The sequence below is a fragment of the Curtobacterium sp. MCPF17_046 genome (assembly GCF_003224295.1).
Lineage (GTDB): Bacteria > Actinomycetota > Actinomycetes > Actinomycetales > Microbacteriaceae > Curtobacterium.
Genome location: NZ_QKLB01000009.1, coordinates 73,255 through 96,877 on the forward strand (window position 1 = coordinate 73,255; position 23,623 = coordinate 96,877).

The 23,623-nt window shown below is 65.7% G+C and carries 22 protein-coding genes and 1 pseudogene; 13 read left to right on the forward strand and 10 right to left on the reverse strand.

What is annotated here, in order from left to right:
- Positions 1 to 53: 53 nt before the first annotated feature.
- On the reverse strand, positions 54 to 377 hold the full coding sequence (locus tag DEJ32_RS09825) for a hypothetical protein (protein WP_110901132.1): 324 nt from the start codon (positions 375 to 377) through the stop codon (positions 54 to 56).
- A gap of 286 nt (positions 378 to 663) precedes the next feature.
- Here DEJ32_RS09825 and DEJ32_RS16250 point away from each other — a divergent pair, with 286 nt between their 5' ends.
- The 3 genes from DEJ32_RS16250 to DEJ32_RS09840 all read left to right on the forward strand — a co-directional run bounded on the left by DEJ32_RS16250 (position 664) and on the right by DEJ32_RS09840 (position 2,786).
- Positions 664 to 1,203, forward strand: a complete 540-nt coding sequence (locus DEJ32_RS16250) for a VanZ family protein (RefSeq protein ID WP_181420637.1) — start codon at positions 664 to 666, stop codon at positions 1,201 to 1,203.
- A 72-nt stretch (positions 1,204 to 1,275) separates the two neighbouring features.
- The gene (locus DEJ32_RS09835; protein ID WP_258368981.1) at positions 1,276 to 2,436 is read left to right on the forward strand and encodes an ATP/GTP-binding protein; all 1,161 of its coding nucleotides are present in this window, start codon (positions 1,276 to 1,278) and stop codon (positions 2,434 to 2,436) included.
- Positions 2,433 to 2,786 carry a hypothetical protein gene (locus tag DEJ32_RS09840; RefSeq protein ID WP_110901134.1) on the forward strand — a complete coding sequence of 118 codons (354 nt, stop codon included), beginning with the start codon at positions 2,433 to 2,435 and terminating at the stop codon, positions 2,784 to 2,786. The genes DEJ32_RS09835 and DEJ32_RS09840 overlap by 4 nt, the downstream gene beginning before the upstream one ends.
- A 269-nt stretch (positions 2,787 to 3,055) precedes the next feature.
- Here DEJ32_RS09840 and DEJ32_RS09845 read toward each other — a convergent pair whose 3' ends face one another.
- The 5 genes from DEJ32_RS09845 to DEJ32_RS09865 form a co-directional block, all read right to left on the reverse strand.
- The gene (locus tag DEJ32_RS09845) at positions 3,056 to 3,622 is read right to left on the reverse strand and encodes a hypothetical protein (protein ID WP_110901135.1); all 567 of its coding nucleotides are present in this window, start codon (positions 3,620 to 3,622) and stop codon (positions 3,056 to 3,058) included.
- Between the two features lie 450 nt (positions 3,623 to 4,072).
- Entirely contained in the window at positions 4,073 to 5,893 is a 1,821-nt protein-coding gene (locus tag DEJ32_RS09850) for a DUF4012 domain-containing protein (RefSeq protein ID WP_181420638.1), read from the reverse strand.
- A 39-nt stretch (positions 5,894 to 5,932) separates the two neighbouring features.
- The gene (locus tag DEJ32_RS09855) at positions 5,933 to 6,904 is read right to left on the reverse strand and encodes a GDP-L-fucose synthase (protein ID WP_110901137.1); all 972 of its coding nucleotides are present in this window, start codon (positions 6,902 to 6,904) and stop codon (positions 5,933 to 5,935) included.
- Entirely contained in the window at positions 6,904 to 7,932 is a 1,029-nt protein-coding gene (gene gmd, locus DEJ32_RS09860) for a GDP-mannose 4,6-dehydratase (protein WP_110901138.1), read from the reverse strand. Before gmd ends, DEJ32_RS09855 begins: the two co-directional genes overlap by 1 nt.
- Complete coding sequence (locus tag DEJ32_RS09865) at positions 7,929 to 9,191, reverse strand: glycosyltransferase family 4 protein (RefSeq protein WP_146234122.1); 1,263 nt, start codon at positions 9,189 to 9,191, stop codon at positions 7,929 to 7,931. The genes gmd and DEJ32_RS09865 overlap by 4 nt, the downstream gene beginning before the upstream one ends.
- A 261-nt stretch (positions 9,192 to 9,452) precedes the next feature.
- On the opposite strand from DEJ32_RS09865, the gene DEJ32_RS16000 reads away from it, so the two are divergent.
- From DEJ32_RS16000 to DEJ32_RS09905, 9 genes and pseudogenes are all read left to right on the forward strand, one after another.
- Positions 9,453 to 10,433 (forward strand): glycosyltransferase family 2 protein, encoded by a 981-nt coding sequence (locus tag DEJ32_RS16000; protein ID WP_146234123.1) that lies wholly within the window; start codon positions 9,453 to 9,455, stop codon positions 10,431 to 10,433.
- A gap of 82 nt (positions 10,434 to 10,515) precedes the next feature.
- Entirely contained in the window at positions 10,516 to 11,118 is a 603-nt protein-coding gene (locus tag DEJ32_RS09870) for an acetyltransferase (protein ID WP_110901189.1), read from the forward strand.
- Positions 11,118 to 12,242: a glycosyltransferase gene (locus DEJ32_RS09875; protein WP_110901140.1), complete on the forward strand. Its 1,125-nt coding sequence runs from the start codon at positions 11,118 to 11,120 to the stop codon at positions 12,240 to 12,242. The genes DEJ32_RS09870 and DEJ32_RS09875 overlap by 1 nt, the downstream gene beginning before the upstream one ends.
- 92 nt (positions 12,243 to 12,334) lie before the next feature.
- Positions 12,335 to 13,573: a hypothetical protein gene (locus DEJ32_RS09880; RefSeq protein ID WP_146234124.1), complete on the forward strand. Its 1,239-nt coding sequence runs from the start codon at positions 12,335 to 12,337 to the stop codon at positions 13,571 to 13,573.
- Positions 13,566 to 14,084: pseudogene (locus tag DEJ32_RS16670) on the forward strand (hypothetical protein); the annotation flags it as partial. The gene DEJ32_RS09880 and the pseudogene DEJ32_RS16670, both read left to right, overlap by 8 nt.
- Before the next feature lie 24 nt (positions 14,085 to 14,108).
- The gene (locus tag DEJ32_RS16500; RefSeq protein ID WP_258368984.1) at positions 14,109 to 14,729 is read left to right on the forward strand and encodes a glycosyltransferase; all 621 of its coding nucleotides are present in this window, start codon (positions 14,109 to 14,111) and stop codon (positions 14,727 to 14,729) included.
- 79 nt (positions 14,730 to 14,808) lie between these two features.
- On the forward strand, positions 14,809 to 15,933 hold the full coding sequence (locus DEJ32_RS09895) for a CDP-glycerol glycerophosphotransferase family protein (protein ID WP_181420640.1): 1,125 nt from the start codon (positions 14,809 to 14,811) through the stop codon (positions 15,931 to 15,933).
- A gap of 90 nt (positions 15,934 to 16,023) precedes the next feature.
- Entirely contained in the window at positions 16,024 to 16,737 is a 714-nt protein-coding gene (locus DEJ32_RS09900; protein WP_181420641.1) for a 2-C-methyl-D-erythritol 4-phosphate cytidylyltransferase, read from the forward strand.
- Between the two features lie 124 nt (positions 16,738 to 16,861).
- The gene (locus tag DEJ32_RS09905) at positions 16,862 to 17,323 is read left to right on the forward strand and encodes a hypothetical protein (RefSeq protein ID WP_110901145.1); all 462 of its coding nucleotides are present in this window, start codon (positions 16,862 to 16,864) and stop codon (positions 17,321 to 17,323) included.
- 112 nt (positions 17,324 to 17,435) lie between these two features.
- On the opposite strand, the gene DEJ32_RS09910 is transcribed toward DEJ32_RS09905, so the two are convergent.
- From DEJ32_RS09910 to DEJ32_RS09925, 4 genes are all read right to left on the reverse strand, one after another.
- Positions 17,436 to 18,545, reverse strand: a complete 1,110-nt coding sequence (locus tag DEJ32_RS09910) for an O-antigen ligase (RefSeq protein ID WP_110901146.1) — start codon at positions 18,543 to 18,545, stop codon at positions 17,436 to 17,438.
- Positions 18,546 to 18,711: 166 nt separating this feature from the next.
- Positions 18,712 to 20,187 (reverse strand): sugar transferase, encoded by a 1,476-nt coding sequence (locus tag DEJ32_RS09915; protein WP_110901147.1) that lies wholly within the window; start codon positions 20,185 to 20,187, stop codon positions 18,712 to 18,714.
- Positions 20,188 to 20,191: 4 nt separating this feature from the next.
- Positions 20,192 to 21,124 carry a hypothetical protein gene (locus tag DEJ32_RS09920; protein WP_110901148.1) on the reverse strand — a complete coding sequence of 311 codons (933 nt, stop codon included), beginning with the start codon at positions 21,122 to 21,124 and terminating at the stop codon, positions 20,192 to 20,194.
- A gap of 16 nt (positions 21,125 to 21,140) precedes the next feature.
- Positions 21,141 to 22,586, reverse strand: a complete 1,446-nt coding sequence (locus tag DEJ32_RS09925; RefSeq protein ID WP_110901149.1) for a polysaccharide biosynthesis tyrosine autokinase — start codon at positions 22,584 to 22,586, stop codon at positions 21,141 to 21,143.
- A 157-nt stretch (positions 22,587 to 22,743) separates the two neighbouring features.
- Here DEJ32_RS09925 and DEJ32_RS09930 point away from each other — a divergent pair, with 157 nt between their 5' ends.
- Positions 22,744 to 23,466, forward strand: a complete 723-nt coding sequence (locus DEJ32_RS09930; RefSeq protein ID WP_110901150.1) for a CPBP family intramembrane glutamic endopeptidase — start codon at positions 22,744 to 22,746, stop codon at positions 23,464 to 23,466.
- Positions 23,467 to 23,623 lie beyond the last annotated feature (157 nt).

A 23,623-nucleotide genomic window follows, 5' to 3' on the forward strand; every position in this document is an offset into this window, starting at 1 on the left:
AGGTCAGGCCTCCGGGTGGTGCTTCGCTTCTGCGTGCTTCGTGTCGGGTTCGGTCAGTCGACCGGTCGGATGACGGACGGGAGCACGATGTGCAGGCGCTCGGCGAGACGCGACTGTGCGTTCTCCAGCGAGCGGAAGTCCCCGACGTACTGGCCGAACGTGTCGGACACGAAGTAGTGCCCGTCCCGCTTGTCGACCGTGCCACCGAAGTAGCCGCCGTAGTTGGCGGACCAGAGGCCGGTCTCGACCTCGGTCCACGTGAGCATGGCGCGGGAGGGAGTGTGGGCCACCTGGGCCTCGAGCACGGCGATCGTGTCGACGGTGTCCGTGTCGAGGGTCACCTCGACCTGGTGCACGTCGTGGCTGATGATCGTCATGGCCCTGCTCCTTCACGTTCTGGGGTACATCTGCTTGCGGGATCAACGGTACGGGGGACGTCCCCGCCCCACCAGCCAGCCCCGTGCATTCACGGGTTCTCCTGATCCGCGTCGGTATCGAGCCCCGGAAAACCGGGACGACACGTCACGTTTCCGGGGTACAGGGGACAAAGCGGGGTACTCGCGATCTGGACGAAACGCGGCGGAGGCAGGTGGGGCCTCCCGTGCGGAGATCCGCCGGACGGCGGACCCGGCCTGGAGGCCCGCCCCGGTAGCGTCACTCCCCGTGACCCCTGATCGACCGGACGACCGCGCGCACGACGTGCCGTCGGCGTCCGTCGGCCGCATGGCCGGGTCCGGCAGCGCCCTGCGGCGCCACGGCAGCACGAGCGCGCACGCGACCGGGCGGAGCCGCAGCGTCGCCGGGGTGCTCGCCGTGGGCTACGGGGTGGCGGTGGTCCTCATCGGGTTCTGGGGCACCCCGGTCGACGCACGCGTGCAACCGCTGCTCGCCCGTGTGGTCGCCGCGGCGCAACGGCGCGGAGCGCCGAGCTGGTTCGGGTACGAGCTGTTCGAGTCCCTGGCGAACGTGGCGTTCTTCGTGCCGTTGGGGCTGCTCGTCGTGCTGCTCGCCGGGGCCCGCTGGTGGTGGGCCGGCGCGGCGGCGGGGCTGCTCGTCAGCGCCGCCATCGAGACCGGGCAGGCACTGTTCCTGCCGGCGCGGTTCGCGACCATCGACGACGTGGTGGCGAACACGATGGGCGCCGTCATCGGGGCGCTGCTCGGGGTCGCGCTGCTCGGGGTGGCCGCGCGGCGACGGCGCTGACGGCCGCTCGCGGCTCATCCACCCGAGGGCGGCTCAGCCTCTCCGCACGTGCCCCCGCCTACGGTCGGTGACATGGCCTCGAACAGCACCCCGATGGTGGAGCAGCACATCGCCGTCTTCGGCGGGAGTGGCAGCGGCAAGACCGTCCTGCTCTCGTCGTTCTACGGCTCCGCCCAGGAGCCGAGCGTCCGACGATCGAACCGGTTCGCCGTGACCGCCGAGGACCGCGCCCAGGGCCGCACGCTGCACCGCAACTACCTGGGCATGCGCGACGGCGACACCGTGCCCAGCCCGACCCGGTTCGCCTCGACCTCATACCGCTTCGTCATCGAGCCGTCGGCGGACTCCCTGCCGAAGGGCCGGTCGAGGCAGAAGGCGATGAAGCCCCTGCGGATCGTGTGGCACGACTACCCCGGCGAGTGGTTCGAGGAGGACCCGAGCTCCGCCGACGAGGCCGCGCGCCGGGTCGAGACCTTCCGGTCGCTCCTCAGCGCCGACGTCGCCGTGCTGCTCGTCGACGGGCAGCTCCTCGCCGAGCACGCCGGCGAGGAAGAGCGCTACCTGAAGGCCCTGATCACCGACTTCCACACCGGGCTATACGCCCTTCGTGACGACGTGCTCGAGGACGGCAAGCGGCTCACCCGCTTCCCGCGGATCTGGACCCTGGCGCTCTCCAAGGCGGACCTGCTGCCCGAAATCGACGTCGAGGCGTTCCGGGAGCTCGTCATCGGCAAGGCCGGCGGGGAGCTCGACGAACTCCGTGACGTGCTGCAGAGCTTCGTGCAGGACCCGGACGCACTCGACGTCGGTGAGGACTTCCTGCTGCTGTCGTCGGCGAAGTTCGAGCCGGGGAACATCGACGTGACGACCCGCACCGGCGTGGACCTGCTCCTGCCGATCACCGCGATGCTGCCGTTCGAGCGCTTCGCGAAGTGGGCGACGACCCGGCAGCGCGGGGCGCAGGTGGCGGAGCAGCTGTTGAAGTTCGTCGTGCCCGTCGTGGGGTTCCTGGCGACCTCGCGCTACGGCAAGTCCCCACTCGTCGGTGCGGCCGCGGGCTGGATCGGTGGCGGCATCGGCTCCCGGGCCGTCAGCTTCGCCACGAAGCGCGTCGCGAAGATCAAGGACGAGGCGGTGGCCGAGCAGGAGTTCACCTCTCGCGTGCTCGCGCGCTTCGCCGAGGACCTGGACCGCGGGGTCGAGCAGCGCGTGCTGCGCCGGGGTGAGTCGTGAGCTTCATCTGGGCGACCCGGGGCCGCACGTGGGGCTTCCGGTTCCTGTCGACCGAGCAGCCGGGGCAGGACCCGCTCGCCCGCTACGAGCAGGCGTTCGACGGGGTACGTGACGTGCCGGCCGTCGTCCGTCGTCGCTCCGGGATGCTCGCCGTGCGCTTCCCCGATCCTGAAGGGCGCCGGGACCGCTCCGGGCGGCCCATCCCCCACGAGTTCGTGCTGACCCCGCCACTCAGCGACTCCGTTCGGTCCGTCGAGGACGCGGTCGCGCAGGTCTGGCCGCTCGTGCGGGAGCGGTACGCAGAGGTGTGGGAGTTGCCGAAGGCTCCCGCCGCTGTGTCCGACGTGTGACGGCCAGCCGAGAATCCTCCGCGTGCACCTGCCAGGAGGCGCAGTGTCCGTCCGCCGGACACCTCACCGCCCTACGGTCGGCACGTGAACCCGAATCGCAGACAGTACCGTCGTCCTTCCGCTTTCCCCTGGTGGCTCTGGGTGGTCGCGTCGCTCGCCGTCATCGGCGTCGTCGGCATCCTCCTCGTCGTGACGTGACGTAGCCCTCTGGACACGACGAAACCCCCGGAGCCTGACGGCTCCGGGGGTCCCGCTCAGTGAGCTGTAGCTCAGACGGTCTCGCGCTGGCGACGGACCGAGCCGCGCACGACGAGCAGGCCGCCACCGAGGACGACGGCGCCACCGGCGACCCAGAGGGCCAGGGTGGAGACGGTCGAACCGGTGAAGGCGAGGGAACCGTTGGTGCCGGTGCCCGCACCGTTGCCGGCGGCAACGGCAGCAGCGTCAGCCGGGGCGATGGTGAAGGACGCGACACCGACGACACCGGAGGTGGCGCCCGTGGCGGTCAGGTTGTAGCTGCCCGAGCCGCCCACCGGGAGGGTGACGCGGACGTCGAGCGAGCCGTCGGCGTCGGCGACGTACGCACGCGAGACGGTGGTCACGGGCAGGGCACCGAGCGTGGCGTCGTTGACACCGGCGCCGGTGATCTGGACGTTGACCGTCTCGTTGTTCTGGAAGGCGCCTTCGCTGAAGTTGATGACGACGATGCCACCGGCAACGTAGTTGCCCGAGATCGTGACGTCCGAGTCGGGAGCGTAGCCAGCTGCGTTGGCAGCGGCGGGAGTGGCGAGCAGTGCGGCGCCAGCCAGCACGACCGCGGCGATGAGCTTCTTCATGAAGTGGTTCCCCTAGTGATCTGATCCGACAGACCCTGATACCAGAGCCCTGCCTCCGCAGATGTCAATCCCCCCGTGACCACAGACATGGCACGTGCGATTGGCGAAGTTCCCTCAATCTAGCGGATGTTCACAGTTTGTTGCCACCCTTCGTGCAACGAATTCGTGAACAGAGGCTGGATCGGTTCCCAGGGAGCAGGTACTCCTGACTCCGTCCGCAGCCGGCACCGGGCGCCCTACACGCAGAACCCCAGGTCACGAGCGACACGCTGTCTCCACCCGCGCTCCCCACGAGGACCGAGGTCGCACCTGAGTGCGGCTAGCAGTGCGCTCAGCCCGCGCGGCACCCCCGGATTGGGGGCACGATCGGCCGCGTAGTTCGGCGAAACGCCGTCTCACCCTGCGGCGAAAGCGGCCACCGAGTACCTATCGTCTGCGCACTCGCCGGCGTCAGCCGACCGGGACCGGCTCGGCGCAGTCGAACTGCAGCGGCTCGACCTTCGTCTGACGGACGCCGGGCGTCGACTCCGCCTGCACTCCGGCCTTCGCGAACTTCGCCTCCCCGAGGAACGCGACGCGGAAGGTCGTGCTCTCGCCCGGCGCGAGCAGCGTCTGGATCTGCGCCACCGGGTGCTCGCCGTCCTTCACGGTCTGCAGGGCCGCGCCCTTGCCGTCCTGCGAAGCCCCGAGGTAGATGCCGTTCTTCGGAGCGTAAACCGCAACGAGCGTCTTGATCTTGCCGGGTTCGGTGCCGAAGTCGCCGCCACCGGTGACGTAGCGCGGCAGACTCGTTGCCGCGTCGGCGGGTGCCGTGTTCTTCAGCGTGACCTCGACCACCGAAGTCGGACGGCCGTCCTTCCGGCACACGGAGCTCCCGACGGAGACCTTCTTGTCGAGGTAGTAGTCCATCTTCGAGCCCGTGCCGTCGTTCAGGTAGACGGCGAACTCACGCGTCTGCGCCGACGCAGTCGGCAGATCGCCGGCGACAGCGGTCCCGGTGATCTGCTTCTGCTCCGCTTCGTCCGCGCTCCAGAGCCGGAGCCGCCCGTCCTTCGTGCCGTCGGTCAACGCGGCGATGAACGCCTTGGTGTCGAAGCCACCGCTCGACACCTTCTCGAAGACCGCACTCGCCGCCGATGCGAAGAAGGCATCCTGCACCGCCGGGTCCGGGTACTTGGCGTAGACGTCGCTCAACAGGAGCTTCGCTGCGTTGTCCGACGTCAGCGTGTCCCCGGTCGGCAGCTGCACCGGACCGGTCGCCCGGAGGATGTAGCCGAGCGTCACCGGGTCGATCGCCAGGACACCATCCACCTGCTGCCCGAACTTCTGCTTCCACATCTCCCGGGCAAGCGCACCGGTGACGTCGAATCGCGGCGTGAGGTTCACGTCCTGCATGTACCGCCCGGTGATGTCGCCGTACAGGCTCGTCGTCGCGGCCGACAGCGGTAGCACCGGCTCGTCGTACGGTCCGAAGGACGACCCCGCAGCCTGGTTGCTGAGACTGATCGCCCCGTCCTTCACCCGCAGCAGGGCGACAGCTCCCGGTATCCCGCCACCGGCACGCAGTTCGGCGTTGTTCTGGAAGAGCAGGACGTAGTCACGGTCCCCGTCGTGTCCGAGCATGGCCGGCGCGAGCTGAACGACCTTGTTCGCCGTGGTCGCCTGCTGCGTCACCGTTCCGAGCGCGTTCCGGAGTTGATCGACCGCCGACGTCACCGGCGACAGTGTCGCACTCGTGTCGATGTCGTCCGCTTCATCACTTGCCATCGCCAACGTCTTGGTCGCGCGGGCCACCGACGGCTGTGCGTCGACGAGCGGTTGGAGGTCGATACGACCGTCCGTCGGGGTGAATGCGTCCTGATCGAGGTCGCCGATGACCCCGGCGACCGGCCGCACTGCACCAGTCGCCACGTCATCGACGACGACCGCGACCTCACGAACGGCTCGGAGGTTCGATCCGAAGAACGGCGTGAACTGCGCCACAGTCCAGATCGGGTCACCGGTCAGGCTGCGCGCCGACGACGCGTTGTCTTCCAGCTGCTTCGCCGTGCGCTGCGCCGCCGACGTGTCCCCGTCCGTGATCTGCGAGCGCAAGGTGCTCACGAGGGCGACAGACTGCTCGAGGTGCCGCTTCGCGAGCAGCCCCCGTGCACCCACCCAGGCGACGGCGAAGATCAGCAGGAGGACGAGCGCAAGGACGATCCACAGCACGACGCGGGCCCTGGACCCCCGGCGTACAGCAGCGCGTCGCGACTCGGGCAAGTCGGACATGGCACTAATCCTACGGTTGCTCATGTCCGACCCGCCTCGTCACTCGCGGATCGAGTCGACGTGCTCGCGGTACCAGTCGATGGTGCTCCGGAGCCCGTCTTCCAGACTGATGCCTGCAGTCCACCCCGCGTGAGCGAGCTTCGAGACATCAAGCAGCTTCTGGGGTGTCCCGTCAGGCTTCGTGGTGTCCCACACGGTCTCACCTTCGAAGCCCACGATCGCTGCGATGGTCTCGGCAATCTCGTTGATCGTCACGTCGGAGCCGGTTCCGACGTTGACCTGCTCCGGCCCGTCGTAGTGCTCCATCAGGTGCAGGACCGCGGCAGCCATGTCGTCGACATGCAGGAACTCGCGACGAGGCGATCCGGTCCCCCAGTTCTCGACACGTTCCGCACCCGACTTTGCCGCCTCGTCGTATCGGCGAATGAGCGCGGGCAGGACGTGCGACCCCTGCGGCGAGAAGTTGTCGCCGGGTCCGTAGAGGTTCGTCGGCATCGCCGAGATCCAGTGCTTGCCGTACTGACGTCGAACCGCCTGGACCTGCATGATGCCGGCGATCTTGGCGATGGCGTAGGCATCGTTCGTCGGCTCGAGGTGCCCCGTCAGCAGCGAGTCCTCGTGGATCGGCTGCTCCGCGAACTTCGGGTAGATGCACGACGACCCGAGGAACATCAGGCGCTCGACGTCGTGCTCGACCGCCGCGTCCATGACGTTCACCTGGATCTGCAGGTTCTCGCTGAGGAAGTCGTGCGGGTACGTGTTGTTCGCCATGATGCCGCCGACCTTCGCGGCGGCGAGGACGACGTACCGCGGCTTCTGCTCGGCGAAGAAGGCGAAGACCGCGTCGCGGTCCTTCAGGTCGAGTTCGGCAGAACTGCGGCCGATCAGGTCCGTGAAGCCCTCGGACTCGAGCTTGCGCCAGACGGCAGACCCGACCAGCCCCCGATGACCCGCGACGTACACGCGTCCCGCCCGGTCGAGCGGCCCCGGAACGAATTCGTTGTCAGACATCACGACTCCCAGCTCGCGAGCTTTACCTTGTCGATCCACGGGCGACCTTCGTGCTCGAGCGCCTCGATGTCGGCGTCGACCATGATGCGCGCCAGCTGCGCGGTGTCGACCGTGGCTTCCCAGCCGAGCTTGTCCTTGGCCTTCGACGCGTCACCGACCAGGGCGTCGACTTCGCTCGGACGCAGGTAGCGCTCGTCGAACCGGACGTGGTCTTCCCAGTTCAGCCCTGCGTGCGAGAACGCGGTCGAGAGGAAGTCCTTGACGGTGAAGTCACCGCCCGTCGCGAGCACGAAGTCGTCCGGCTCGTCGACCTGCAGCATCCGCCACATGCCCTCGACGTACTCAGCGGCGTACCCCCAGTCGCGGACGGAGTCGAGGTTGCCGAGGTACACGTGGTCTTCGAGCCCCGCCTTGATACGAGCGACGGCTCGTGTGATCTTGCGGGTGACGAACGTCTCACCACGACGCGGCGATTCGTGGTTGAACAGGATGCCGTTGACCGCGAACATCCCGTACGCCTCTCGGTAGTTCCGCGTGACCCAGTAGCTGTACACCTTCGCGGCGCCGTACGGCGACCGCGGCCAGAACGGCGTCTCCTCGTTCTGCGGCGGAGGCGTCGCGCCGAACATCTCGGAAGACGACGCCTGGTAGAACCGGGTGTGGATCCCGGACATCCGAACGGCTTCGAGCATGCGCATCGAGCCGACACCCGTCACGTCACCGGTGTGCTCGGGCTCATCGAACGACACACGCACGTGCGACTGTGCGGCGAGGTTGTAGACCTCGTCTGGCTTCAGCTCAGCGAGGAGACTCACGAGGCGAGCGCCGTCACCGAGGTCGCCGTAGTGCAGGAAGAGCTTCGCGTCCGGGTTGTGCGGATCGACGTACAAGTGGTTGATCCGTGAAGTGTTGAACGTGGAAGCGCGACGAATCACTCCGTGCACCTCGTATCCCTTGCGGAGCAGCAGTTCGGCCAGGTACGACCCGTCCTGCCCCGTGATGCCCGTGATGAGCGCGCGCTTCGTCAAACGTTCCCCGATTCCCTGGTGTCGCCACGTCCCGCAGCGAGCTCCTGCAAGAGCTGAGTAAATGTATCGAACGATGCGCGGGGAGTCAGTCGAGTGGCCCGATACCGGCGCCCGTTCTCGCCGAATTTGGCGGCCAACTCGGCGTCGCTTGCCAGGGACTCTGCGGCTTCCAGTAGCGCTTGGGGGTCGCCCGCCGGTACCACGAGACCGGCGTCAGCCAGGAGCACCTCGCTCTCGGTGACACTCCCCGGATCGGTCGCGGCGATGACAGGAAGTCCCGTGCTGAAGTAGGACGTCAGCTTGCTTGGGACCGCCATCCCGGCAACGCCGCGCCGCTCGTTGACGAGCAGCGCATCCGCAGCGCCAATGGCGTTGCGGAACTTGTCATCCGGCAGCGAACCGACCATGGAAACGGCAGGAACCCCCGCGCTCAACGCCGCCAGGTGCTCGCGCTGGTTGCCATCACCAAGCAGCACGAAGCGCACAGTGCTGCCATTCGACGTGGCGAGTTGTGCAGCCTGCACGACGTTCTCTAGCCCTTGCTTCACACCCATGTTGCCCGCGTGCAAAACCACGAAATCCGACCGGTCCCACCCCTGTTCGGCACGGGCGGCATCACGGTCGACGGGTTCGGTGTCTTCCAAGTGCGACCAATTCCGCACCACCGTGACGGCGTCTGGGTCGACTCCGAGCGTGTCGACCACCGTGTTCCGAAAGCGCTCATGGATCACGACCACGGCATCGGCGGAACGGAGGCACCACCGCTCGACCGCTCCTATCGCCCGCTCAGCCAGAGTCGCGCTACCCGCCCCCAATTCCTGGAGGCCAAGCGTGTAGAGGTCCTGCACCCAAAACACCACTGGCCGCCGCGTCACCAGCCGCGCTTTGAGAAGCGCCACTGCCGACGAAAGCAGCGCCGGAGACACGAGGACCACGACGTGCGGGCGACCGAAACGAGTGGCTGCGGCAGCGACGCCGAACGACAGTTCCGACAGGGCACGAGACAGCCCGCCTGGCCTTCTCGGGAGCCGGTGACGTCGCCTCACAACGGTGACGCCCGCTTCGCTCGTGATCGACTTCGACGGGACACCGCCGTCTGGGAACCGCCACTGCGGGTAGTGCGGGAACGAACTGATGGCACGAACACGCACACCTCGCCGAGCCAACTCCGCGGCCAGTCCAGAGGTGTACGGAGCGATCCCAGTCGATTCTGGTCGGAAGTTCAGCCCGACCAACAGGACGGAGAAGGGTCTGTTCACCGAGTGAACATAACAGTTGCTCGCGAGCCGCAGGAGGAAGGGCCTCAGCCAACCCAGACCAACGGCAGGACGACCACGACGGGCCAACCCCCGACGGCGGCGCCTCGTAAAACGTTCGAACAGGCACTACCCTGACCCTGACATCGCAGCACAAGACCTCACGGAACCATCGATCAGAACGCACCCGATCCGGTGCTTGTTGACAGGGGCAGTTCGACGGGGGAAGACACTTCCGGTTCGTCAGACCACGATCCGGCACCCTTGAGGACAGGGAACACTCTCGCTCTGAACGTCATCGCGTACGAAATGAGAACGACAATGGCCTCGATTGCGGTCGTGATTGCAACTGCCGGGCGCCCGGACGCGGCGCGGGACATCATCAACACGCTCGAAGACAGCCGGATCCCAGACTTCTTTGGGTTCCTGTCTGCACCTGACGACTCCGACGTGCCCGACATGCCGATACCGGAGAAGTGGACCGTATGCACGGGCGTTCGCGGCGCGTCGAGTCAACGGAACAAAGCACTCGACATGATCCCCGAGACCGTGTCCTACGTTTTCTTCTTCGATGATGATTCGGTGCCGCGCCACGACTACATCAGCAGCATGCTCGACGTTCTCGGATCGAACCCGGAAGCTGTAGCAGCGACCGGTCGAGTGGTACTGGATGGAGCCGCTGCAGGAACTGAATTCACGCTCGAGCAGTGCGAAAGGGCACTGGCTGAGAGCCTTCGGCCCTCGAGGAGTGTCACCTCCCGACCACCTGCAGTCACCGACAGCCTCTATGGCTGCAACTTCTGCGTGCGATGGGCAGCCACCCGCGACTTACGCTTCGACGAGGATCTACCCCTGTACTCCTGGCTTGAGGATCTCGACTACGCAAAGCGGGCGCTTTCACGAGGACAGCTACTTCGGGTCGACAGTGCGGTGACTGCTCACAGAGGCTCAAGCACCGGAGGCAGAACCTCGCACCGTCGATTCGGTTACTCCCAGATCGCGAACCCCCTTCATCTGAGAAAGAAAAGGTCGTTGACAATTGCCCAAACCGTACGCGAGATGATGCGGCCTTCGCTGAAGAACCTAGCCCTGGCGCTGGTCCCTTCCGCCCGGTTTGCGTCGCGACGCTCTCGCCTTTCTGGCAATCTCCTCGCAGCCGGTCACGCTTTGGTCGGTAGAGCCCACCCCTCGAAGATGCTCAACATCAACGACGGCGACACCCGGGACGTCGAGGTCCGATCGTGACCCGTAATAGCGCAACAATTGCTGGAACCAGCGGGGTCCGCTTCGCTGTAGCTCATTTGACGAGAACTGCCTAGGAGTGGCGTTGACCAGTTCAGGCTACTCCGATCCGAGGATCCCGATCGTCGACCTCAGCAAAGCGCCCGGCCAGCGGGAATCCTGGGATGCGCCGCGATGGAAGGTGTATCTCTGGGGCGCTGTGGAGCTCCTGCTGGTCACCAACCCCTGGCAAATCAGCTCCTCACTGCGCGTCCATACACTACGAGCCTTCGGTGCAAGGATCGGTTCGAATGTCGTCTTCCGTCCACGAACCCGTGTTCGTTTCCCTTGGAAACTGACCATCGGAGACAACTGCTGGATCGGCGAAGGTGCTTGGTTCCACAACCAAGACCACATCCGGGTAGGCGCAAATGTCGTCGTCTCCCAGGAGTCGTTCCTGACGACGGGAAGTCATGCACATCGTCGCGACATGGCATTGCTGACTCGTCCGATTCGTATCCACGACGGGGTATGGCTGACAGCGAGATGTGTCGTCCTCGGCGGAACTGAGATCGGGCAGTCAGTCCTCGCTAAACCCATGACGATCGTCCAAGGGCGCGTGCCTCCGAACGTCGTGGTCGAGGGGCCGCGATGCGAACCGGTCGGACAGCGCTTCGAGTTAGGCGATCAAGACGGTAGGAGATCGTGATGCGGGTTCTCCACGTTGTTTCGCTCATCAGCTCAGACGGTGCTTTCGGAGGGCCGACACGAGTTTGTCAGAACCAGTCGCAGGCGCTTCAGGCGGATGGTCACCAGGTAACGGTGGTTGCGGGCGCAGCCGGTGGTGACGTTTCACCCCCGGCGATCGTCGACGGCGTTCGGACTCTGTTGTTCCGAACGAGACGTGTGCCCGGGATGGGGTTCGCTGGCATGTTCGCTCCGGGAATGGTGAGATGGCTGCTCGATCACAGGACGGACTTCGACGTAGCGCATGTCCATCTTGCTCGCGACCTCGTGACACTTCCTGCCGTGATGACGCTGCTCAGGAGCGGGATACCTGTCGTCGTGCAGCCCCATGGGATGATCATCCCTTCACGGAAGCTGTTGGCCCTGCCGGTCGATGGCTGGGGTACTCGACCAGCTCTCCGGCGAGCCAGCGCAGTTCTCGCTCTCAACGAGAGGGAATGCGACGATCTGAAGCACGTGGCCCGCGACCTCCCGCAGCCAGTGGTCCTGCCGAACGGCGTGCCCGAGCAAGAGGTTCTTGATCGTCCGCCTGTGACAGACTCCACCGAGGTGCTGTACCTGGCGCGATTGCACGCACGGAAACGTCCCTTGTACTTCGTCGAAGCAGCGAAGCGTCTTCAAGATCGTTTCCCGTCGACCCGGTTCGCGCTCGTCGGACCAGACGAAGGCGAGGCGCCAGCTGTTCAGCGCGCCATCGGCAACCGCACGAGCACGGTAGCTTGGGAGGGACCCATCAACCCGGCCCGGACGATGGATCGCATGGCTCAATGTGACATCTACGTCCTATCAGCCGTCGATGAACCGTTCGGCATGACTGTCCTCGAAGCCATGTCCCTCGGTAAGCCGGTGGTCGTGACAGAGTCATGCGGCTTGGCCGCGGCTGTTCGCCGTCATGAAGCAGGCATCGTGTCCAGGGACGACCCGGACGGTCTGGCGCAGGCGATCGCCGAGCTTCTCGCAGATCCTGCCAAGCGCGCGCGGATGGGTGAACACGGGCGCAAAGCCGTCAGGACCGAATTCGGCATGCCGGCGGTCGCCGCTCGACTTGGCGATGTCTATCGGGAAGCAGTGCAACAGGTCCGATGAGACGGGTCTTCGCGAGGACTTGGCCGCGTATACGCCGGGCAGCCAACAACCCACTTCTGCTCGCCCAGGCGTTCTCCAGCGTATCGGGCGCGTTGGCGATGATCATCGCGGTCGGAGTCCTGCCACCGCAACAATTCGCCATCTTCTCACTCCTCACCCTCATCAGTACGACCAGTGTCGGGCTCGTACGAGCAAGCCTGACTCGACCGGCCCTATTCCTCCTCCGTACCGATCCCGACGCCCGCGTGCCCTTCAGGTACGGGCTTACTGCCAGCGTGGCCATTGCTGTCCTGAGCATCCCACTGGTTTGGGCTCTCGGCGTGCGCTCTCTCGAGCCATTGGCATTGGTGACTGCGACCTTCGGGCTGCCGGTCTTCTACGACTGGTTGCGCAGTCGCTTCATCGCGGCAGACCGTAGGTGGCACGCTGCGCTCGGCGATGCTGTGCGCCTGCTCGCGCTCGGCCCGGTAGTCCTTCTACAGTTCGGCGATCTACAGTTTGATGCCGCGGGGCTGCAGGCAATAGTCGCGGCCACGGCCGGCCTCTCAGCGATCGTGTTGTGGTCGCGCTTGTGGACGATCCGGATCACCTGCTGGACCCCCTTCCGGGCGTACCGTCACCAGGCCCACTTACAATTCCTCGAATTCACCGTCGGACAGCTGAACTCCACGATTCCGATGTTCGTCCTTGGCGGCCTCGGAGCATCGCAACTCGTCGGAGGTTTCCGGTTCGCCCAGACGCTACTCGGGCCGATGAACCTCATCTTCGCTGCGACCTCGGCGAATTTCGTCGCCGACGGGGCAACCCGGGATTCCCACCGAAGCACAGCTTCACTCCTTCAGAGAGGCCGACAACTCTCGACTCGGTTGATCGTCATGTCTGCGATCGTTGTCGCGGGTATCGTTCTAACTGTTCGACTGCTTGGCATCAACCCGTCGGGCGTGCAGTCTTCAGCTCTACAGGTCGGAGTGTTGCTCGTGGGGCTGGTCGCCATCAGTTCCGGCTGGGCCGGCATCCAAGGCGTGACCCTTCGACTGCTCGGACATCATGCTCTGGTCACCACGACACGAGCACTCCTCGTGGGAGCATCCTGGATCGGCTTCTTCATCGGATTTGTCCTGGGCGGAGTAGACGCCAGCTTGGTAGCCGGTTTCGCCACGAGCGCTGTCTGCTACCCGCTCATACTCGGCATCCCCGCAGCGCGGCGACTCCGAATGATCGCCATCCAGGAGCCCACGCCGCCTCCGCTCGTCGATCGACCCACCGAGAGTCGAGCGACGAGCGTTCCCAACGACACTCGAGAAGCCGATCGGAGACCGATTGATGACTGACCGGAATACCGGAAGAAAGCTGATTGCAGTCTCGCAACCCTTCGTACCAGACTACCGCGTGCCCTTCTTCGACGAATTGGCCCGCCAGCTATCCACCGAGGGGTTCGACCTGGAGGTCTGGCACGGAAGCCCCGGTACCGAAATGCGCAAAGTAGGTAGCGCTCGTACCGGTCCGTGGAGCGTAGAAGTGCCGCAACTCCGGCTGCAGGTGTTCGGCCACACTCTCGCTCTCCGACGAATCTGGAGACGAGCCCGGGGAGCCCGAGCAGTCGTGGCACCGTTCTCTGCCACTGCGCTGGAATCTCTGCTCCTCCTGTTCTTTAGCAGGACGAAGACGTTCCTTTGGGGACATGGTCGCTCGTACGTGAGCAAGGAAAGTCGCGTAGGCAAAGCCATAAAAACCGCAATGGCTCGTCGTGCTCGAGGCGTTCTGGTCTACACCCCGAGTGCGGTCGCAGCCGTCGAGTCCATGGGTGTCCCGAGAAGTCGTGTCCGCGCAGTGTTCAATGCCACGGATACGGCGACACTGCGGCGCGTGCGGGCAAGTCTCTCCTCGTCGGACATCGAAGCCTTTCGGCATGCTCAGGATATTCCATCTGGGCCAGTCGGACTCTTCGTCGGCGCCTTCATCGAGGCGAAGCGGATCGATTTCCTCTTCAAGGCCATCGACCGCGTAGTCGCCGCAGTGCCGAACTTCACAGCTGTGGTAGCGGGGTCAGGGCCACAGCAGGAGTTCGTCACAGCCCAGGCAGATCGTCGTCGTCACGTCCGAGTGGTCCCGCGGCTCGACCAGGAGGAGCTGGTTCGCTTCTCCAGCGTGTCGGACATTCTGTTGATGCCGGGAAGGGTGGGCCTCGTGGCGGTCGACGCGGTGGCCCTCGGACTTCCGGTGATCACGACGGACTGGCCCTTCCATGCACCGGAAGCCGAATACCTCAACTCGTCGAACTCAATTCGCTCCGGGGACTCAGAGATCGAGTACGCCAAGGTCGTCATCGACCTCCTCAGCAACACGGACCGACTGCTGGACCTCCGCGAACGAACCTGGAAAAGTGGCGAGTCCTACACCGTAGAGGCGATGGCCGCACACTTCGTAGCTCATCTCAAGGATCAGAATGTTCTTCCAATGGGTACGGTGCCGTCCAGTGAGGGGTGAAGTGGGCAAGCGGAGGCGATCGAGCGGCGGTGTAGTCGCCCTAGGTCGGCGGCTCTTGCGGAGGGCCGCTTGGTCCGTCTTGTCGAAGACGCTCGCGGTGATGACGCATCTCCTACGTCGGCAGCGGCTCGTCGTCGTGAACGGGTTCCCCGCGCTCGAGGGGAACGCGGTACAGATCGTCAGGGAACTGCAGGACCGATACGACGGCCGCATCACGTGGATCGATGCGCCGTCGGAGCGTGAACTCTCCAATCTCGATTTCGTGCTGGCACCGCACGTACGAACTGCCAAGTACTGGTCGTTCGCTGCTCTCTCCTCGTACGTCGTCGCAGAGACGATTTTCTACACCCACGGCCTCTATGGCAACCCTCGCCTCGCCCCTTCGCGTAGTGTCGTCAATCTGTGGCACGGACACGGGATCAAACGCGTCGACTATCCCGGCTACGCCACACACCTAGTCGTGCCGACGCAACTGCATGCAGAGACACGAGCATCTGCCTTTCGTGTCGATCCGGCCAATGTCTTGATCGCCCTGCCCCCGCGGACAGCACGACTCCGAGAACCAGCCACGGCCACGGCCCTGACAAGGCTCGGGCTCAGCGGAAAACCATTTGTCGTTTGGATGCCGACTTATCGAAAGGCCGCGGTGAAGGAAGGCACCAACGACGGATGGGTCTCGACCGCTGAAGACGTGGGCGGGCGTTCGACGACCCAGGCGATCCAAGACGGTTTCGACGTGCTCCGTGCGAGGGGGATTGAAGTGGTGGTGAAAGCGCATCCCGCGGATACCTTGAATCGCCATGTCCCCGGTGCCCTCAACATCTCGTCTGATGTGCTGACGGCCGCGGGGACGACGCTGTACAACGTATTGGGGGCTTCTGCCGGCCTTATCACGGATTACTCGTCCGTCTGGTTCGAATACTTCGCGATCCGGAAGCCCATCGCCTACTTCATGCCGGACAAAGTGGAGTACGTATCGACTCGAGGCGTCGTGCCCGGCGACGCCCTAGACTGGCTTCCGGGGCCAGAGTTGGTCGCCGCGGACGACTTCAACCGTCTCGCGGACGAGATCCTCAGTGGTAGGTGTTTCGAAGAGCACCGAGAACGTTCGTCTGAGCACTTCGGCCTGGTCGACGAATGGCCGTCGCAGGGTTCAGTCCTCGATGAACTCGCGAGAAGGCGCCTGATCCGGCTGCACCAGTAGGGTCACCCGATCGCGGAAGAAGGCTCAATACCCTGTAGATTGCATGACACGGCGGCACGAACACCTCGTCGGACGGGAAGGAACCGCTTCGTGAACTCTGGGCAAAAAGATCCCCTGATCGGTGTCGTCCTAGCGGGCGGAGTCGGGACACGCTTCGGAGCTGCTCAGCCGAAACAGCTGGCACGGCTCTCCGGACACACGGTGCTCTCCTATTCCCTCCGTGCCTTCGATGCTCATCCGGAGACCGAGCGGATCGTGATCGCCGCGAATCCGGAGTGGGGAGCAGAGATCGAGGAAGTAGTCAGCGACGCCGTACGACGCAAGGCTTGGACCATAGTGGCCGCCGGCGAGCATCGCAACGGCTCCGTACTCAACGCGGTCGCCTCCGTCGACCTTGCTGATGCGCGTTTGTTGGTGCACGACGGGGTGCGGCCCCTCGTCGATCACTCCTTGATCGACCGCGTCGTGGGAGCGCTTGAGCATGCGGACGCCGTGATCCCGGTGATTGACTCGATCGACCCCATCGTGAAGACCCGGGGCAACAAGGTCGTCAAGTTCACGCGACGGTCCACGCATCTCCGAGGTCAGTCCCCGCAGGGGTTCTGGCTGAAGACTCTCCGCGAGGCTTTTGCGCGGAGCAGCGCGGAAGAGCAACAGACCTTCGGAACCGTCTTCGAACTCCTGCAGAATGCAGACCCCTCTGCACGGATCACAACCGTTGACGGCGACATGAATAACATCAAGATTACCGTGCCGGTCGACCATATCATCGCGGGACAGCTCCTCCTCAACTGGGATCAGTAGTAACCCGATGACGATGACCTGCACCCCAGCGCGCAACCCACCCCGAGTGCGCTGGTCTCGCTGAGCTCCGCGGAACCCGCATCTACCCGAGGACCGAAAGCGTGTTGACCAGTAGAGTGAGGGAATGTTCCGCCCACCTGCTGGTCCGATCGACAAGTTCTACGCATGGGCAATCCTCGCTCAAAAGAAACGCATCGTCGGGCCCATCCTTCGACAGGCTCTGAAGTTCCGCGGGATAGACATCCCGGCGAAGACCCTCGACCCAGGCACCGGCCTGATCCTCCGGCATGCTGGGAGCGTCGTAGTGCACGGTCTCACCCGGATCGGTAGGAACGTGATGCTGCACCAGGGCGTCACGGTCGGACGGTCAGACATCTGGCAGGAGCCCGACCCGGATTTCAAGGGATTCGTCCTGGCTGACAACGTGATCCTGGGCGCAAATGCGGTGGTGGTCGCGAAGAGCGGCACCTTGGTCGTCGCCGAGGGGTCTGTTGTCGGAGCCAATTCAGTACTGACGAAGAGCACCGGTCCCTGGGAGATCTGGTCTGGGGTGCCAGCCAGGAAGACGGGTACTAGGCCGCACTGAGGGAGTTCAACAGCAGCTTCCATCGCACGCTGATCCGGAACATGGGAACCCGCCGCCGAATGTCCCTCCATTCAGCCTCATCAAGCCTCTGGCGACTTGAGCAGTCGTCTGATCAGGAACGTGTCACAGCAGCCTGTGTCGCCATCTCCCGCCGGGAACCGGCAATGAGAGCCAAACTATACCCGAGCAGGGCCGGCCAAAATGAGTACCGTTCGGTGAACCCGTTGTTCAGGAGACCGAGGACCGGAACGAGCGAGGCCGATATCACACAAGCCGTGACCATGAACTCCGAGCGGTACTTGAGCATCACAGAGATCGGCCTAAAAACGAAAACGGTGTAGATGGCCAAGAACGTCGCCCCGCCGGACACAAGAAGGACGAGTGGCGCCAGCTCGCCGACCCAGACACCCAAGCCGGCTCCCACCAGAGGATGGGTAAGAAACGCATCCCACCCCTCGCTCAATGCCTGCACACGTGCGGTGTTGCTCGCGGTTGAGCCGGAATCAGAAGCAAATCTCGTTCCTGCAATGAGTCCCGGACCGTAGATCGTGGCGGTCGCGAATGCGAGCAGGACGAGAGGAAGAACCCATCGTAGGGCGTGAGCACGCTTCGCTGCGATACATCCGCAGAGCAATACCGCCACGAAGCCGACCAGGAGACCGGCACGTGACCCTGATTGATACAGGGCTACGCCGCAGAGAACGAGCCCAAGGACCCGCGCCAACACAGAACCAAATCGGGCCCTTCCCGGCACGAGAAGTGCGAATGGGAGTGCCAACACCAAAGTCTGAGCCAGGGCGTTCGGATGGCTCGTGAGTCCAGCGAAGCGTGACGAGCCATTCAGCTGCACCAGATCACCCACAGCGAGGATGCCGGCGCTCTGCCCAATAGAGTACGCGGCGCTGATTGCGATACCGAGCAGCCACCAACCGACAAGCCGCTGTAGACCCGGGCGTCCCAAGGATGTGTTGGCGATACACAGTACTGCAACACACAGAGTGGACAGCGTGATCCGTAGCAACATCTGCGACGGACTGATGCCTTGGATCACCTCGATCGTTCCATTGATCGGGCGTCCGAAGATTATGACGTCTCGCGCCATGAGGACCAACGCCAAGAGCGCCGGAAGTACCATCCAGGCTTTGATCAAAGCGATACGGGAGCCGGATGACAGCAGCGCCAACAGCGCGCCGAGGATGAGACAGATGTCAGCGAGGGTCACTCCGCCGATGCGGACAGCACTCCAACTCGACGTGAGCGCAGCAGCTACCGTCAAGAAGTGAACCGCTCCAGTAGGAGAATCCGCTTTAGACAGCGCACGCGCAGCTAGCTGGCCATTCGATGAAGTGCTTCTGAGCTGTCCTGTCACTTGAGCAAGGTCCTCTTCATCAATACGCCCCTTGCGATTGCATCACCGCGCGCGCAGTCCGCCACAGGATGATCAGGTCACCGACCAAAGACCAATTCTCGACGTAGTACAGGTCCAGACGCACGGAGTCTTCCCACGAGAGGTCCGAGCGACCGCTGACCTGCCAGAGGCCCGTCATGCCCGGCTTGACCAGGAACCGCCGGTGCACGTGCTGGTCGTACCGTTCGACCTCGCGGGTGAGCGGCGGACGCGGCCCGACCAGCGACATTTCCCCGATCAGCACGTTGAAGAACTGCGGGATTTCGTCCAAGCTGTACCGCCGCATGAACCCCCCGACCCGGGTCACTCGGGGGTCGTTCTTCATCTTGAACAGCACGTCGTTGCCCTCGGCCCGGTCGAGCGGGCTGAGTTCCTGCAGCCGGGCCTCGGCGTCGACGACCATCGACCGGAACTTGATCATGCGGAACGTGGCGCCATCGAGTCCGACGCGCTCCTGCCGGAAGAACACCGGCCCCGGCGACGTCAGCTTCACCAGCAGGGCCAGGACGAGCAGCACCGGCGACAGCACGATGATGAGCGCCGTCGACCCGACCAGGTCGAACGCCCGCTTCGTGTAGAGCTTCCGCCCGGAGTAGGTCGGCGTCTCCACGTGGATGAGCGGCAGGCCCTGCACCGGGCGGGTGTGGATGCGGGGGCCACCGATGTCCGTCAGGCTCGGCGCGACGACCAGGTGCTGGCGACCGGGCTCGAGGGACCAACTGAGCTCGCGGACGCGTTCTGGCGGCAGGTCGTCCGCGCTGGTGATGACGACGGTGTCGGCACCGGTTTCCGCCAGGGCCTCGGTCAGGTCGTCGAAGCCGCCGAAGCTCTGCACCGTTGAGCCGGGCAGGACGCCTCGGGTCCCTGCTGACACAGCCGCACCGACGACGCGGTAGCCGGCCTCCGGCGACCGGCCGAGCTCACGGGCCAGGTGCAGCACGCTGCTGGTCGACCCGACCAGCAGGACCTTGGCGGAGTAGTTCCCCCGCTTCCGCTCGGCGACGAGCCACTGGCGCCACATCCACCGCGACAGCAGCAGGACGAGGATGCCGACCGGGAAGGCGATGAGGATGTACCCGCGGGCCAGGTCCACGTGCAGCAGGTACGCGGCGATCGCCAGGACCCCGAAGACGCGCACGCTCGAGTCGGCGACCAGGCGGTACTCGGTGCTGCCGACGCCGATGACGCGGTGCCCCCGGGTGTCGTACAGCGCCAGGGCGCTCATCCACACGGCGATCACGACGATCGAGATCCCGGTGTAGCTGAGGCGCAGGTCGGCGGTGTTCGTCGCCAGGTTCGAGTCGAGCCCGAGCCACGCGATCTGCACGCCGAAGACGACCCAGAAGAGCGCCAACAGGTCCGTGACCAGGACGCGGCGCGAGTAGGACCTACTCCACGCCTCGGTGGAGCCCGTCGATGCTGAGACCCGTACCGCGCCCGCGGTCATGGTCGCCATCCGGTCACCACGTCGCGCCGCCGTCCGCAGACACGGAGACGGCGTCGCCGGCCCAGAGCCAGATGTGGTCCCCGGCACGGTCGAGGCCGATCGGGCCGATCGTCTCGGCGTCAGCGGCGCAGCCGACGGCCGGGGTCGCCGTCTCCGGCGTGACGCCGATCGCGGTCAGCGAGGCGATCTCGACGCCCGCGCACCCTTCGGCGCCGACACGGGCGAGCAGGTACTCGTCGTCGTTGTCCGCCACCGCGCGGATCCCGTCGACCGGGACTTCCACCCACTCGCCGGTGCCCGGACGCCACTCGACCTTCCCCTCACAGATGACGACCGAGGTCTGCTGTCCCTGGTACGCCTTCTTCGGGCTGCCGCAGGGCGACTCGACGACACCGGTGGCGAGGACGATGCCGGCCGTCGAGATGCCGGCACCGGCTGCGCCGGGGCTGCCAGCCGTCCAGGTCACGCCGTCGTCGGCACTGGTGCGGACGGTGGTGGCGCAGTCCGCACCGACGCCGGCCAGGATCGTCAGGTCCGTACTGGAGGCCCGGATCGCCATGAGCGTCGACACGTCCGGTCCGAGCGCGACCGGCACCCACGTCGCGCCGCCGTCGACGGTGTGCTCGAGGGTGGGCGCGGGTCCGCCGCACGTCGTGCCGGTGGCGCGCCACGCCTCCTGGCCGTCCACCGCGGTGAGGAAGCGACGCGTCACGCCCGCGGCGTCCGCAGAGACGGACGGGGTCGGACTGGCGCTCGAGTCCGGCGAGCTGGAGAAGGTCGGGATCGGGCCTGCCGGGTCACCGGCGTTCGGAGCGGTGCGACCGAGCGCGAGGGTCACGAGTGCGATGTCGACGACGACCAGCACGACCACCACGACGGCGACCCAGAGCAGGGTGGTTCGTGTGGTGGTCGAACCGAGGTTTCGGGTCCCCCGGCGAGTGTCCATGTCCCCCGCCCCCGTTTCAGCGCTCAGCGCGGCTCAGTGCGCCGAGCTTCTTCCCGCCGCGCTTGGGCGGCTTGACCTTCGGTGTGTTCTCGTCCGCTTCCAGGCCGTAGCCGTACCCGTAGCCGTACCGGCCGTAGCCGTAGGCGCCCGGACCGCGGACCGGCATCATCGTGATGACGAACCCGGCGATCGGTGCGCCGACGTTCTCGAGCGCCGACACAGCCGCGGCGAACTGGCCCTTGTGGGTCTTACCCGAGGCGACGGCGACGATCGCGCCCGAGGCCTTCTTCGACAGGATCGCGGCGTCCGTGACGGGCAGGAGCGGCGGGGCGTCGAACAGGACGTAGTCGAACTCCTTCTCCAGGCGTTCGATCAGTTCCTGCATGGCCCGGGACCCGAGGAGCTCCGACGGGTTCGGCGGGATCTGACCGGCCGGCAGGACGACGAGCTTGCCGCGGCCCCACGGCTGTGCAACGTCCTCGAGCTCGGCGCGGCCGATGAGCACGTCGGTCAGGCCGGCGTTCGTGTCGACGTCCATGTACTCGGCGACGCGCGGACGGCGGAGGTCGGCGTCGATGAGGATGACGCGGAACCCGGCGCTGTCGAGGGCAATCGCGAGGTTCGCGACCGTGGTGCTCTTGCCCTCGGACTGCACGGAGGACGTCATCACGAAGGTGCGCGAGCCGGTGCCCAGGTCCAGGAACTGCAGGTTCGTGCGGAGCGTGCGGAAGGACTCGGCACGGGGGCTGCGCGGGTCGACCTGCACGATGAGCGGACGCTCCGACGCCTTGCTGTCGAACGCGATGCCGCCGACCACCGGCTTGTCGCTGATCTTCTCGACGTCCTGCTCCGTGCGGACGCGGTTGTCGAGCGTCTCGCGCAGGACGGCGATGGCGACACCGAGCGCGAGTCCGACCAGCAGGCCGAGGGCCACGTTGACCGGGACGTTCGGACTGACCGGGGTGCTCGGCACGTCGGCCTGCTTGACGCGGGTGAGCTTGACTGTGCTCGTGCCCTCGGCGTCGGTCGCCTCGATGTCCTCGACAACGTTGGTGAGGCTCTGCGAGGCAGCGTTCGCGATGTCGGCTGCACGCACGGGGTCGATGTCATTCACGGCTATCGAGATGAGAGTCGTGTCGGTCGGCGCGGTCGCGGAGACCATCGTCGCGAGCTGGTCGGCGTTCATGTCGAGCTGGAGCTTCGAGATGACCGGCAGGAGCACGATCGGCGTCGATACCAAGTTCGAGTACGTCAGGACACGCTGCTGCGTGAAGGTGTTGCCCTGGGCCAGGTCACTCGCGCTGCCCGACGTCTCCGTCGACACGAACACCTGCGCGGAAGCGGAGTACACGGGCTTCTTCAACAGCGAGAAGCCCGCCGCCGCGGCCACTCCGACCAGTGCCAACACCAGGATGAGGACCCATCCCTTGCGCAACACCGTGATGTAGTCGCGTAGTTCCACGCGGCCCGCCTTCCCCGACGATCCTGCCGCGCTCCTGTGGTCCCAACACAGGCGCACCGGGGACGTCCCGGCCTACGGCATTCAAATAGTGCCACATGATCGAGCAACGCTCGGCTGTGTCGGGCGATCCGGTCGCAGCGTCCTCTACGGTGACCCCATGAGCACCGAGTCCGACGTCAAGCACGCCGAGCCCGACACGAGCCGCCAGCGCGACCTGGTCATCCTGCTCGTCGCCCTCGGGGTGGCGGTCATCCTGGCGCGCGTCGTCGGCGGCGTGAGCCGCAGCGGGAGCATCCCGTCGCCGGTCCTGCAGGTGATCGCGGCCGACCTCGCCGTCTGGCTGCCCCTGGTGGCGGGGATCGTCTGGGTGCTGCGTCGGTCACCGAACCCGGGTCGTGGCCGGATCCTGCGGCTCGAGATCGGGGACGCGATCTTCGCGATCGGCATCGTCATCCTGGTCCGGGTGTTCGACGCGTTCCTCGGGCTCGCGTTCGGCGGCAGGACCGGCCTGGAACCGGTCCCCACGCTCGGGACGCCGGACATCACGCTGCTCGTGGTGTCGGCGATCGGCCTCGTGCTGGTCAGCCCCTTCCTCGAGGAGGTCTTCTTCCGCGGACTGTTCCAGCGCCGGATGGCCGAGGAGCTGACACCGCGCACACGCTTCATGGCCGTGCTGCTGACCGCGTTCCTGTTCGCGGTGCTGCACGTCCTGCTCGGCGCCGGGACGACCCAGCTCGACGGCTTCCGGGTGTTCCTGACGACCTTCGCGCTCGGGTCCCTCACCGGCACGCTCGTCGCGATGACGAACCGGCTCGGCGGCGCGGTCCTGGCGCACGTCCTCTTCAACGCGGTGGCGGTCGTCGCGACCTGGCCGCGCTGACTCCTGCCACCGGACCTGGCGCGGCCGACCCTCCTGGTAGCCGCGCCGGCCTCGCCGCTCGGCGCCCGCTGGCTGTCGCGACTGCCAGGGCGACCACGTCCTGATCCGGCGATCCTGCCTCCCGTCCGGTCCGCCGAGCGCGACCGCGGACCCTCCG